Origin of the sequence: Cellulophaga algicola DSM 14237, assembly GCF_000186265.1 — a bacterium.
Taxonomy (GTDB): Bacteria; Bacteroidota; Bacteroidia; order Flavobacteriales; family Flavobacteriaceae; genus Cellulophaga; species Cellulophaga algicola.
In genome coordinates, this window is record NC_014934.1 from 2,759,158 (window position 1) to 2,772,574 (window position 13,417).

General features: G+C 33.8%; 14 protein-coding genes. 13 read left to right on the forward strand and 1 reads right to left on the reverse strand.

What is annotated here, in order from left to right; genetic code table 11:
* Positions 1-58 precede the first annotated feature (58 nt).
* Positions 59-2,509 carry a TonB-dependent receptor domain-containing protein gene (locus tag CELAL_RS12025; protein WP_013551179.1) on the reverse strand — a complete coding sequence of 817 codons (2,451 nt, stop codon included), beginning with the start codon at positions 2,507-2,509 and terminating at the stop codon, positions 59-61.
* 418 nt (positions 2,510-2,927) lie between these two features.
* On the opposite strand from CELAL_RS12025, the gene CELAL_RS12030 reads away from it, so the two are divergent.
* From CELAL_RS12030 to CELAL_RS12085, 13 genes are all read left to right on the forward strand, one after another.
* Positions 2,928-3,287, forward strand: a complete 360-nt coding sequence (locus tag CELAL_RS12030) for a CoA-binding protein (RefSeq protein ID WP_013551180.1) — start codon at positions 2,928-2,930, stop codon at positions 3,285-3,287.
* Between the two features lie 52 nt (positions 3,288-3,339).
* The gene (recR, locus tag CELAL_RS12035) at positions 3,340-3,957 is read left to right on the forward strand and encodes a recombination mediator RecR (RefSeq protein ID WP_013551181.1); all 618 of its coding nucleotides are present in this window, start codon (positions 3,340-3,342) and stop codon (positions 3,955-3,957) included.
* An 89-nt stretch (positions 3,958-4,046) separates the two neighbouring features.
* Positions 4,047-5,381: a dihydrolipoamide acetyltransferase family protein gene (locus CELAL_RS12040; protein WP_013551182.1), complete on the forward strand. Its 1,335-nt coding sequence runs from the start codon at positions 4,047-4,049 to the stop codon at positions 5,379-5,381.
* A gap of 122 nt (positions 5,382-5,503) precedes the next feature.
* Complete coding sequence (locus tag CELAL_RS12045; RefSeq protein WP_013551183.1) at positions 5,504-6,280, forward strand: 3'-5' exonuclease; 777 nt, start codon at positions 5,504-5,506, stop codon at positions 6,278-6,280.
* Positions 6,280-7,191, forward strand: coding sequence for a carboxypeptidase-like regulatory domain-containing protein (locus tag CELAL_RS12050; protein WP_013551184.1), 912 nt, complete (start codon positions 6,280-6,282; stop codon positions 7,189-7,191). The genes CELAL_RS12045 and CELAL_RS12050 overlap by 1 nt, the downstream gene beginning before the upstream one ends.
* Before the next feature lie 17 nt (positions 7,192-7,208).
* Entirely contained in the window at positions 7,209-7,820 is a 612-nt protein-coding gene (locus CELAL_RS12055; RefSeq protein ID WP_013551185.1) for a fumarylacetoacetate hydrolase family protein, read from the forward strand.
* A gap of 4 nt (positions 7,821-7,824) precedes the next feature.
* Positions 7,825-8,163 carry an Hpt domain-containing protein gene (locus CELAL_RS12060; RefSeq protein ID WP_013551186.1) on the forward strand — a complete coding sequence of 113 codons (339 nt, stop codon included), beginning with the start codon at positions 7,825-7,827 and terminating at the stop codon, positions 8,161-8,163.
* Positions 8,164-9,414, forward strand: a complete 1,251-nt coding sequence (locus CELAL_RS12065) for a competence/damage-inducible protein A (RefSeq protein WP_013551187.1) — start codon at positions 8,164-8,166, stop codon at positions 9,412-9,414.
* Positions 9,415-9,488: 74 nt separating this feature from the next.
* The gene (gene rpmB / locus CELAL_RS12070; RefSeq protein WP_013551188.1) at positions 9,489-9,725 is read left to right on the forward strand and encodes a 50S ribosomal protein L28; all 237 of its coding nucleotides are present in this window, start codon (positions 9,489-9,491) and stop codon (positions 9,723-9,725) included.
* A gap of 22 nt (positions 9,726-9,747) precedes the next feature.
* Positions 9,748-9,930, forward strand: coding sequence for a 50S ribosomal protein L33 (gene rpmG, locus CELAL_RS12075; protein WP_013551189.1), 183 nt, complete (start codon positions 9,748-9,750; stop codon positions 9,928-9,930).
* Between the two features lie 37 nt (positions 9,931-9,967).
* On the forward strand, positions 9,968-10,120 hold the full coding sequence (locus tag CELAL_RS21885) for a DUF4295 domain-containing protein (RefSeq protein ID WP_013551190.1): 153 nt from the start codon (positions 9,968-9,970) through the stop codon (positions 10,118-10,120).
* Positions 10,121-10,317: 197 nt separating this feature from the next.
* Complete coding sequence (ftsY, locus tag CELAL_RS12080) at positions 10,318-11,277, forward strand: signal recognition particle-docking protein FtsY (protein WP_013551191.1); 960 nt, start codon at positions 10,318-10,320, stop codon at positions 11,275-11,277.
* A gap of 132 nt (positions 11,278-11,409) precedes the next feature.
* Complete coding sequence (locus CELAL_RS12085; RefSeq protein WP_013551192.1) at positions 11,410-13,080, forward strand: amidase family protein; 1,671 nt, start codon at positions 11,410-11,412, stop codon at positions 13,078-13,080.
* Positions 13,081-13,417 lie beyond the last annotated feature (337 nt).

Below are 13,417 nucleotides of genomic sequence, written 5' to 3' on the forward strand. Positions count from 1 at the left end.
TCAACCTATTTTAGGACGACTCAACTAGAAACTCTTTTAAAAGAAAGGAGTATTTGTTTTATAAAATTCCGCCGCCGCCTTCTTTGGTGTTATTATCTCTATTTTTTCGTTTGCTCGCTTTATTTTTGCCGCTACCAAACATATAAGATAAACCTGCATATACAGTTCTGCTTTCCCAATTAAATTGTCCTGTTGATGCATAAGGTCTTGTGCTATCAAAGGCAAAACGCATCGTATTAAATACATCGTTAAAATTTAGACTTAAGGTTCCTTTTCCTTCTGCGAAACTGTAGCGAGCACCTGTATTTATAAAATACATAGACTTCACGTCAAACTGTATGTTTTTATTTGCACCACGATAGAATCCAAAGACCTGGAAGCTTAAGTTTTTAGTAGCTTTTAGGCTGTTATTCATTCTAAAATTCCAAGCCGTATTTTCTACTTCCACTTCTTCTATAGCAATATCATCTACAGTGGTATTAGGATCTTCTGTGGGTAGAGTCTCTGTTATGCCTCGTTGCGTTTGTGAGAAAAGATCAAAACTACCATTGATGCTCCACCAGGTTAATGGTTTGTAGTTTAAAGATACTTCCATTCCATAGGCTGTGGTATTATCAAAATTATCATAGGTTAAAATAAGTTTGTTTAAGTCTAAGCGATCTACATAGACAGCTCTGTTTATTTCATCTTTGATCTGACGGTAAAAAATACCCGTAGTGATACTTCCTTTTTCTAAACGTTTGGTATAGTTTACTTCATAAGAATTGGTAAACTGAGGCACAAGATTTTGGTTTCCAAAAGAAGATATTAAGGGAGTAGACCATTCTCTTATAGGATTTACTTGTTGCAATCCAGGTCTGTCTACTCGACGACTAAGACTTAGTTGAAACTGATTTTTATCATTGGGAGAATAGGTTATATAGGCAGAAGGGTAGAGTTGGGTGTATTGATCAGAAAAAGTACGAATGTTATTCGTATCTGCTTTTACTTCCACATTTTCTACACGCAAGCCAGCTTGATAGGACCATTTCTTATAGTTCTGACCAAAAGTGGCATAGGCAGAATAGATATCCATTCCGTATACAAAATCAGTATCTGGTGTTGGAATTAAATTCCCCGTTTCATTAAAAGATAATCCTGTAGAGGTATAATCTACATTGGTTTCAAAATTTCTAGATTCTACACCTAATTCTAGTTTAGAAATAGAATCTAAGGGGTTTACATAATCAAGATTAACGATGGTCTGTTTGCGATTGGTGTCTACCATATCAACATAATTAGGGAAAACGCTATTCCCGGAAGAAGAAAATAAAGCATCTTCGTCTTGGTTAAATTTGTTGTAATCAATTTCTAGCTCAATATTGTGTCCTTCTTTCTTAAACTTTAGTTTGTAATCAAAATTATATTGTTCACTAAGGTTGTCTTGAAAATTATCAAAGATTTGATTTGAATTTCTGTTGGCATCGTTATAATATAAAATATCGGTATCTCCCTTTCCCTTACCGTCAAAAGAATTCTGATTGGTGAAAAATGAAATGGTATGGTAATCATTTAAATAAAAATCAACGCCTACTTTGTATAAGTGTGATTTGTTGTTATTTAGAAAACTAAAAAGTTGTTCTGAATTGTCATCAAGCCTGTATAGGCTTCCGTTATTTACATATTTACCAATATTATTTCCATAGTTTCCATAAATATTAATTTTTCCTGAACGGTAATTTAAGTCAATAGCACTATTAAATTTAGCCTCTTCGCCGACCGTGAGTCCTGTGCTAATCGTCCCGTTAAACCCATTATTGGCATTCTTATGAAGTATGATATTGATGATACCGCTCATGCCTTCAGGATTATATTTCGCAGAAGGATTGGTAATTAGTTCAATAGATTTTATAGCGCTAGACGGAATTTGCTTTAGCAATTGAGCAACGGGAACATTAGATAATTTTCCGTCTACCATAACTCTTACATTAGAATTGCCACGCATAGAAAGTTCACCTGTCTGTTGGTCTATGTTTACAGAAGGAATATTATTCATAATGTCTGATGCAGATGCACCTGTGGTGGTCAGATCTTTACCGACATTAATTACTTTCCGATCTATTTTTTGTTCAATGGTTGTCCGTTCTGCGACCACTTCTACTCCCGATAATTCTTGAGTTTGATCTTCAAGATAAATAGTTCCTAAGGCTATTTTTCGGTGGTTCTTATCAATAGTAACTAGCTTTGAGTATGTTTTGTACCCTATGAATTGAACTAAAAAGGTAAGTGTTCCTTCGGGAATATTTTTTATTTCAAAAGTTCCGTTCTCTTCTGTAATACCTCCAGTAATAATAGTAGACTTATCTTCAGATTTAATAACAATAGCAGCAAATGCTATAGGTTCTTGTAAAGATTGGTCTAAAATGGTACCCGTGATGGTACCTAATACAACATCGGTATTAGAGGGTTCCGTGTTTGCGAATAATGCACTGTTGATGAGCAGTGCAATACATACGATTGCTTTTTTCATGAATGTTCGTTTTAGTAATTGATTTGATTGATTGATTGATGATGAATTTCTAGCTACAGGACGACATTAAAGAACTATTGTTACACAGTAATTTAATTTTAACAGTTTTTAACGTATCTGAAAGGGATAGAAGAATATTCCTCAGTTTTGAGGTTAAAATCTAAAGTTTAATTAAGTTAATCTTGTAGTGTAATTTTTGTACTCGAAAGGGGGAGTATTAGGATGCAGAGGTATATAAAAAACAAAACCCTCATTTACATGAGGGTTTCTATTATCGATAATGTGCACTAAACACTAACCATTAACTATAAAAATACAGCATTAACGACAAATTCATAATATCTTTAGTTTACTAATAGACGCAAAATTCATATGATAATTACTTTAATTAACAATTTTTAACATCATTTTCGGTAAAATGCAAAAAACACTTGTAATAGGCGCTTCATTAAAATCAAGTAGATATAGTAATGTAGCTATAAAAAAGCTGACAGAAAAATCTATTAAAACAGAAGCTTTTGGCTTAAAAGAAGGTATTCTTTACGGAGTGCAAATTAAGACTAATTTTGACGATTTTCAAAATATACACACGGTTACTTTATATTTAAACCCAAAATTTCAGGAAGCGTATTATCAAAAGATAATAGATTTAAATCCTAAACGGGTCATTTTTAATCCAGGGACAGAAAACCCCAATTTCTATGCGTTACTTAAAAATAGTAATATTGAAGTAGAAGTGGCTTGTACACTAGTTTTGCTCGCTACAAATCAATTTTAAATTCTCATGAAGAATAAAGAAATAAAACCGATAAAGTCGTAATTTTGTGGCTATGGAATTTTCGTCAAAACTTTTAGAAAATGCAGTCTATGAAATTTCGCAATTGCCTGGAATTGGAAAACGTACAGCATTGCGTTTGGCTTTGCATTTGCTAAAACAACCAGAAGAGCAAACATCTCATTTAACAAGTGCTTTAGGGAAATTAAGGAGTCAAATTAAATTTTGCTCTAATTGTCATAATATATCTGACGTAGCACTTTGTGAAATTTGTGCAAATTCTAAGAGAGATGCTGCTATAATTTGTGTGGTAGAAGATATTAGAGATGTAATGGCGATAGAAAACACAGGCCAGTTTAGGGGGTTGTATCATGTGCTGGGAGGTAAGATCTCTCCGATGGAATGCGTAGGCCCGCAAGATCTAACCATAGTTTCGCTTGTTGAAAAAGTAAAAAAGGGAGGTGTGAGTGAGCTTATCTTTGCATTAAGTTCTACTATGGAAGGAGATACAACTAACTTTTATATCTTTAAGCAATTGGAAGGTGTAACAGTAAAAACATCAACCATTGCAAGAGGGATTGCTGTAGGTGATGAGCTTGAATATGCAGATGAAATTACCTTAGGACGTAGTATTTTAAACCGAATTCCATTCGAAAATTCTATGAAAGCATAAATAAAATAGTTGTACTAAATTTAAGTAAAAGACGATATTTTTATTATTTTCGCAAAAAATTATTCTGAATAAGTATATTAATTGATGATATGTCAAAGTTTGAATTAAAATTACCACAAATGGGAGAGAGTGTTGCAGAAGCAACACTGACTACTTGGTTGAAAGAAGTAGGTGATACTATTGAAATGGATGAAGCTGTTTTTGAAATTGCTACAGATAAGGTAGATTCGGAAGTGCCTAGTGAGGTTGAAGGTGTTTTGGTTGAAAAACTTTTTAACATCGATGATATTATATCGGTAGGTCAAACGGTTGCAATAATCGAAATTCAAGACGGTTCTTCAGACACTGTTGCTGTAGAGGATAGTAAGCCTGTTGCAGCAGCTGCAATTGAGCAGGAAATTGAAAGTGTAAAAGATGTGGTTAGTGCGCCAGTTGCAGATTATAGTGGTACAGATCGTTTCTATTCTCCTTTAGTAAAAAATATAGCTAAAGAAGAGGGGGTTTCTGTTGCAGAATTAGATCAAATAGCGGGAACAGGCAAAGAAGGTAGAGTTACTAAAAATGACATTCTTGAATACGTAGAAAATGGCAAATCAGGGAAGCAGGTTGCTTCAGCTCAAGAGGCTTCGCCAGTTACTCCTAATGTAGCATCATCTGCTCCAGTTAAGAAAGAGGTTGTTGCTAGTGAAGTTGCTTCAAATGCAAAAATGGCGAATGGTGATGAGGTAATCCCGATGAGTAGAATGGGGAAACTTATTGCTCAGTATATGCGAGATAGTATTTCTACATCAGCACATGTGCAAAGTTTTATAGAAGTAGATGTTACCAATGTAGTTAATTGGAGAAATAAGAATAAAATCAGCTTTGAGAAAAGAGAAGGAGAGAAGCTTACTTTCACTCCAATCTTTATGGAGGCTGTAGCTTTTGCTTTAAAGAAATATCCTATGATGAACATTTCTTTAGATGGCGATACAGTCGTTAAGAAGAAAAATATAAACATAGGTATGGCAGCAGCTTTGCCAGATGGTAATTTAATTGTTCCTGTAATTAAAAATGCAGACCAGTTAAACCTTGTAGGTATGGCGAAAGCAGTTAATGATTTGGCAACTAGAAGTAGAAATAATAAACTAAAGCCAGACGAAATAAAGGAGGGTACGTATACGGTAACTAATGTTGGTACATTTGGGAGTGTCTTTGGTACGCCAATTATAAACCAACCGCAAGTAGGTATTCTTGCGTTAGGAGCTATACGTAAAGTACCTTCTGTTATAGAAACTCCTGAAGGAGATTTTATAGGAATTAGAAGTAAGATGTTTTTATCTCATAGTTATGATCATAGGGTTGTAAATGGTGCGTTAGGGGGTATGTTTGTGAAAGCGGTAGCAGATTTCTTAGAGGCTTGGGATGTTAATAGAGAGATTTAATTACAGTAAATTATACCTAAAAAAGCTTCCTTTTTGGAAGCTTTTTTGTTATCAATACATTTAACTAAGGCTAGTTTTTTCTTAAATGTTGAATAAACTATCTTTGAATAAATTCTTTAAAAATGCAATTAAAATTAACACGTCCTATTTGTTTTTTCGATTTAGAAACAACGGGTATCAATGTGGCAAAAGATCGGGTCGTAGAAATAGCAATTCTTAAAATTCATCCTAACGGAAATAAAGAAAGTAAAACTTGGTTGGTAAATCCAGAAATGGTGATACCTGATGAGGTGATAGCTGTTCATGGTATTACGAATGAAAAAGTAGCTAATGAGCCTACTTTTAAAGAGTTATCTAAGGATATTTATAACATGATTAAGGATAGCGATTTAGGAGGTTTTAATTCTGATCGGTTTGATATTCCATTGTTAGCAGAAGAAATGCTGAGATCTGAGATAGATTTTGATATGAAAAATAGAGTTGCAGTAGATGTACAGACTATCTTTCATAAGATGGAAAAGAGAACTCTTGGTGCGGCTTATAAATTTTATTGTGATAAAGATTTGATAGATGCGCATAGTGCTGCGGCAGATACCAATGCTACCTATGAAGTTTTATTGTCTCAATTAGATCGGTATCCTGAATTAGAGAATAATATGAAAATGTTAGCAGAATTTTCGTCACATAAAAGAACGGTAGATTTTGCAGGGTTTATAATTTTAGATGAAGATGAAGAAGAAGTATTTTCATTTGGGAAACATAAAGGTAAAAAGGTTCATGATGTGTTGGCTAAAGAGCCAGGATATTTTAGTTGGATCTTAAATGCGGATTTTCCATTATACACTAAAAAAATATTGACTCAAATTAAATTGAGTAAACTGAATAATAAACTAGGCTAATGTTACGCTTTTTTTTATTATTTATTTTGGGATTAAATGTGCTTACGGCGCAAGACATTTTTTTTGAAGGTGTTGTTTATGATAGCAAAACAGAAGAAACAATCCCATTTGTGAATTTAAGTTTTCTGAATACGCTAAAGGGGACTTCCTCAGATGAGGAAGGGCATTTTTTTATGAATCTACCTTCTTCTTTCTTAGAGAAGCAACTTCATATTTCTTCCTTAGGGTATAAAGATACTATTGTTGCTGCTGCGGCTATATTTAAAGCTAAACGTTTTAATTTGGTTCCGGAATCTTTTGAGCTAAATGAGGTTGTTGTTTCGGAAACCTTAGGGAATTCAGATGTATTAAATCCTATTGGTAGTTATAGTATGAAAAGCGGATTTTCATCATCATCAACTCCGTGGGTATTGGCCTTGTATTATCCTAATATAGGACAGCAAAAAAAATACCTAGATAAAGTCACCATATTTTTTCAGAATAATTCTGCCTTTAAAAGAAAAGCATCAAAATTTAGAGTAAGGGTTTATGATGTGGATAAGGAGACGAGGAAACCAACCAAAGATTTGCTGAGAAAAAGTTTTGTTTTAGAGACAGAAGTAAATAAGGATTACGTTTCATTAGACTTATCAGGGCTTCAGATAAAAATGCCTAGAGAGGGTGTTTATATAGGTTTAGAGTGGTTGTTTGTACCAAGCAATTGGTATAAGAACTCTGGCAAACACAGTATCACTAATAAATTAGTAGTAGAAGATAGGTTTGCGCCCACTTTTGGTGGTGTGTATAATAAAAATCAGAACTTTAAAGTTATGGTTTATGGAATGGGGGAATGGACAGATTTTGTAGTGAAATCTAAAAATGAAACAGGAAGTCTTATACCCGCAGTGAGTTTAAAATTGTCAAAAAAATAAATTAAAAAAGTTCTTGTATGAAAATAATTTGTATTGGAAGAAATTATGCAGCTCATATCGCTGAGTTGCAAAATGAAAAGCCTCTAGATCCTGTGGTTTTCATTAAGCCAGACTCTTCTGTTTTGCCTAAGGAGCAAGATTTTTATATCCCTGAATTCTCTAAAGATATTCATTACGAGGTAGAGGTTTTGGTTAAAATAAAGAAAGTAGGTAAGCATATTTTAGAGAAATTTGCGTCTAATTACTATGATGAGATAGGTTTGGGGATAGATTTTACAGCTAGAGATGTGCAACAGGCGTTAAAAGAAAAAGGATTGCCTTGGGAGAAGGCAAAAGGTTTTGATGGTGCTGCTGTTATCGGAAACTGGATTGCTAAAGAGAAATTTGAAAATATTGATAATTTAGGTTTTCAATTATTGAAAAATGATGAGGTGGTTCAGGATGGAAATACCAACTTGATGCTCTGGAAGATAGATGAATTAATAGCGTATGTAAGTACTTTTTTCACCTTAAAAAAGGGAGATGTCATCTTCACGGGTACACCAGCAGGTGTTGGTAGTGTTAAAACTAATGATTACCTTTCAGGGAGGTTAGAAAGTATAGAAATGTTTAATGTAAATATTAAATAAACAAATGATTTATAGTTTGGATAAAATTAAAGAGTTGGCAGATGGTGATGAGGATTTTATCCAATCCGTTGTTTCTGCTTTTCTCGACGAAGTTCCTGTGGATTTGGAGCAGTTAGAAATGGCTATAGGTCAAAAAGATTATTCCAATATCTATCAATTAGCGCATAAGATTAAGCCTAATGTAGATTTGCTAGGAATGGAACAAGCGCGCGCAGCATCCCTAGAAATAGAGAATATAGGTAAGATTGGAGCTGAGGATTTAACATTGGATCAAAAATTTCCTATGTTAAAAAAAGATATCCATCAAGTAATTTCTGAACTTAAAAAAGACTTCAATCTTTAAATGAATGCAGAGATAATTACCATTGGTGATGAAATTCTTATCGGTCAGATTGTAGATACAAATTCAGCATACATTGGTAAAGAATTTAATAAAATAGGAGTATCTGTATATCAAATCACTTCTATTCAGGATGATAAAAATCAAATTCTACAGGCTTTAGCTGACGCTGAATCCAGAGTTGATATTGTTATAATTACGGGAGGTTTAGGGCCTACTAAAGATGATATTACTAAACATACACTTTGTGAATATTTTGATGATCACTTGGTGCAAAATGATATGGTTTTAGATCATGTTAAAGAATTGTTCAAGAAATATATTTCTACGTCTCCTCTTTTGCAAGTAAACATAGATCAGGCACTTGTGCCGTCTAAGGCAACAGTCTTACATAATGCTAATGGCACTGCGCCTGGTATGTGGATGACAAAAAATAATACTGTCTTTGTTTCTCTTCCTGGAGTACCTTTTGAGATGAAATATTTAATTCAGGATGAGGTAATCCCGAAAATTCAAAAAGAATTCAATAGGCCATTTATCCTTCATAGAACAGTAAATACGTACGGCATTGGCGAAAGCGCTTTGGCTGATCGTATTTCTGATTGGGAGAATGCACTGCCTTCTAGTGTAAAATTAGCTTATTTGCCAAGTTTGGGAAAAGTGCGGCTACGATTAAGTAGTAAAGGACCTGTAAAAGAAATAGTGGAGGAAACAATAGCGGTAGAGGCTAGAAAATTATATGATTTAATTGCTGATGTAATTTACGGTGAAGAAGATGATGAAACTATTGAAGCAGTAATAGCTAAGCTACTGACATCAAAAAATAGGACATTGTCTACCGCAGAAAGTTTTACAGGAGGAACTATAGCGGAACAAATAACGGCAATGCCGGGCGCGTCAGCTTATTTTAAAGGAAGTGTAGTGAGTTATGCTACGGAAGTTAAAATTAATGTTTTGAAAGTCTCAAAGGACTTAATTAAAGCGCATACAGTGGTGAGTGCTCAGGTTGCAGAAGCGATGGCGTCTAATGTTCGAGAGTTGTTAAAAACGGACTTCTCAATTTCGACTACAGGTAACGCAGGACCATCAAAAGGAGACTCTAATAAGGAGGTTGGAACCGTCTATATTGCAATTGCAACACCAAAAGGAGTCCATTCTGAGAAGTTTATGATGGGGAGTCAGCGAGAAAGGGTTGTGCAAAAGTCTGTAAATAAGGCACTTGAGATGTTGAAAAAAGAAATTTCAAAATATTAAAAAAGAATTTTGTACGTCCGATAAAAAAGATATAAATTTGCAGCCTGTTTAAAAATAACACAAACCCTAGCGATATGTCAAAAGTTTGCGAAATTACCGGAAAGAGAGCTATGTTTGGAAACAACGTATCGTTTTCCATTAATAAGACAAGAAGAAGATTTAATGTAAATCTTTCCAAAAAGCGTTTCTATATTGAAGAAGAAGACCGTTGGGTTACTTTGAAGGTATCTGCGCGTGCATTAAAATCTATCAATAAGAAAGGTATTAGTGCAGTATTGAAAGAAGCTAAAGCAAATGGATTAACTAAGTAATCCGAAAAAATAATCTAGTATAATGGCTAAGAAAGGTAATAGAATCCAAGTGATTTTGGAATGTACAGAGCATAAAGAATCAGGACAACCTGGTACTTCAAGATACATTACAACAAAAAATAAGAAGAACACTCCTGATAGAATTGAACTTAAGAAATTCAATCCAGTTCTAAAGAAAATGACTGTTCATAAAGAAATTAAGTAATTTTCCGTCCATACGGGAATGATAAAAATTATAAATCATGGCAAAGAAAACGGTAGCAAGTTTACAAACCAGTTCTAAAAGATTGACTAAGGCTATAAAAATGATTAAGTCACCTAAATCAGGTGCTTATACATTTACAGAGTCAGTTATGGCACCTGAAGAAGTTGGTGCTTGGTTGAGTAAAAAATAAGACATTTCAATTTTATATTGATAAAAGCTACTTTCATAACGAGAGTGGCTTTTTTGTTTTTATACCTGAAATAGTGTGGATTGTTTAAAGCTTTAATCTCCCGGTAAATCCAATAAACATGAACCGTCTTTCCATTATTTTGTTTAAGTATTAATCAAGTATGTTTCATATATTTGATACAACGAATTTTTAACACTATGAGTTTATTTAAAAAGATATTTTCTTCTAAGAAGAAAGAAACACTTGATAAAGGTCTTGAGAAATCCAAAACTTCATTTTTTGGAAAATTAGGTAAGGCTGTAGCAGGTAAATCTAAAGTAGATGATGATGTTTTAGATAATTTGGAAGAGGTTTTGGTTGCTTCTGATGTGGGTGTAAATACTACCTTAAAAATTATTAAAGGAATAGAGGCGAGAGTTGCTAAGGATAAATATGTTGGTACAGATGAGCTTAATGAAATTTTAAGAGAGGAAATAGCGCGTTTATTATCCGAAACAAACTCTGGAGAAGATGTAGAGTTTACAATTCCTAAAGACAAAAAACCTTATGTAATTATGGTGGTTGGTGTCAATGGAGTTGGTAAAACAACAACTATAGGAAAATTAGCGTATCAATTTAAGAAGCAAGGGTATAAAGTTGTCTTGGGTGCGGGTGATACTTTTAGAGCTGCCGCTATAGATCAATTACAAATATGGGCAGATAGAGTAGGTGTTCCTATAATTAAGCAGCAGATGGGAAGTGATCCAGCTTCTGTGGCTTTTGATACATTGAGTTCTGCAGTAAAAAGTGATGCTGATGTTGTTATTATTGATACAGCCGGAAGACTTCATAATAAAATAAACTTAATGAACGAGCTTTCAAAAGTGAGTAGAGTTATGCAAAAAGTTGTTCCAGATACACCAAACGATGTGCTTTTGGTTTTAGATGGATCTACTGGGCAAAACGCTTTTGAACAAGCAAAACAATTTACGAAAGCTACTAATGTAACTTCATTAGCGGTCACTAAATTAGATGGCACAGCAAAAGGCGGAGTGGTAATTGGTATTTCAGATCAATTTAAAATTCCAGTACGTTATATTGGAGTAGGTGAGGGTATTGAAGATCTTCAAGTTTTTAATAAGTATGAGTTCGTAGATTCTTTCTTTAGTAATAAATAAGAATTCTTACGCTTTCAAAGCGGAGTCTCTAAACAATCAATTCATTGATGTTTAGAGATTTTTTTTTGTATATAATGGTTGTGATAATTTTGTAATACCTTTTTGGTACTTTTAAAATATAAATAAAAACATATGAAAAATCTTGCGGTACTTTTTTTATTGGTATTGGTGTTCTCTTGTAAGGAGAAAAGTAGTGTCAAAGAAGCACAGGTAATTTGGCACCCTTATAATGATTCATTGGAAATAGTAGCGAATGCAAATCATGAGAATACGCGAATGCAATACAAGCTAGTGCAATCTAAGGTTTTAGATAAGAACGATGTGTTTGTTCCTCTTTATAATGAAGTGTCAAAAATTTCAGAGCTGGATTATGAAAAATGGAAGCCCTTTGTATTAGAGCAAGATATTCTAACAATACAAGCAAATATTAAGGATGGAAACTTAAGCTATGAAAACCTTGTGCTTTTTTATTTATATCGTATTTATAAATATGAATTGAATAATGAAACAACTTTAAATACAATCCTAGCATTAAATAAAGCTATTTTAGATCAAGCGCGTAAATGTGATGAAGCGCTTGCTGAAAATCCTGATGAAAGTAGGCATCCAATTTATGGAATGCCAATTTTACTAAAAGATAATATAGACACGTATGGTATGAAGACTACTGCGGGTGCTATAGCTTTCATGGATAATGAAACAGATGATGCTTTTATTGTTGAACGGTTAAAGAAAAATGGAGCTTTAATATTAGGTAAAGTAAATTTGAGTGAATGGGCTTATTTTTTATGTGAAGGTTGTCCTGTAGGTTATAGTGCTGTAGGTGGCCAAACGTTGAATCCTTACGGGCGTAAAATTTTTGAAACAGGAGGTTCTAGTGCAGGAAGTGGTACTTCGATTGCAGCAAATTATGCAGTGGCTGCCGTTGGTACAGAAACCTCAGGATCTATACTTTCTCCTTCTAGTCAGAATTCTGTAGTGGGTTTAAAGCCTACTATTGGTTTATTGAGTAGAAGCGGAATTGTTCCTATTTCTAGTACCTTAGATACCCCCGGACCTATGACAAAAAACACGATTGATAATGCCATATTATTATCAGCAATGACGGGTAAAGATCTTTCAGACATAAAATCAGTAGATACTTTTAAAAATTATATTGAGGCTGTTAGTTTGCCTACTTCTTTACAAGGTAAGCGCTTTGGGGCTTTTAAGGATTTAATAGAATCAGATACTATTTATGCCGCAACTATTTTGCATTTACAAACTCTGGGGGCAACAGTAGTTCTCTTTAGTCCAAAGCAATTAGAATTAACAGGGTTTCTAAGTATTTTAAATATTGATATGAAAAATGATTTGCCGAACTACATTGAGCAAAACGTAAAAAATAAAAATCTTGTTGAAGTAACTTCAATTGAGGATGTTATAGCGTTTAATAAGAAAGATTCGCTAACTAGAATTCCATATGGTCAAGCATTATTCGAGGGTATAGTTGCTGATACTACTTCGCTTGCGAGTTTAAAATTGATTATTGCTGATTTAGAACAGAAAAGTAGAGCGTACTTCGATGACGTGTTAGAACGTGATAATTTAGATGCTATTTTAAGTATCAATAATTATCATTCGGGTTATTCGGCTGCTGCAAAATATCCGGCTCTAACGGTGCCAATGGGCTACAGGGCTACAGGAGAACCAGTAAGTTTAACGTTTATAGCGAAACAGTTTGAGGAAGATAAATTGCTGCAACTTGGTGCTGCTTTTGAGAATGCAACGAAGTTTAGAAAGATGCCTAAGGGGTATAATTAAAATATTTATTTTGGCCTAAAGCTCATTGTTGAAATTGCCTTAGGAGAAATTTTTATCTGTGCCGGTGCTTCCTATTCTTATGATTAACTGGTTTTCAATGAGAACTACGTGTACTTTTTTGATTACTTTTCTCTAAAGTGATAGGTCTATTTTTATGTTTCGTTATGGGTTAATGTAGTGTTAGATGTCCTTAGTAGCTGGGGTGGCGTAACTAGGTTTTTTATTTGTTTCTTTTAAATTACCTAATATGGCGGTTCGGTTATTACCATTCTAGTTTAGTTATTCAGGGATATGGTCTCTAAAGTTTTAGAACCAATCATAGAGATTTGAATGTTTA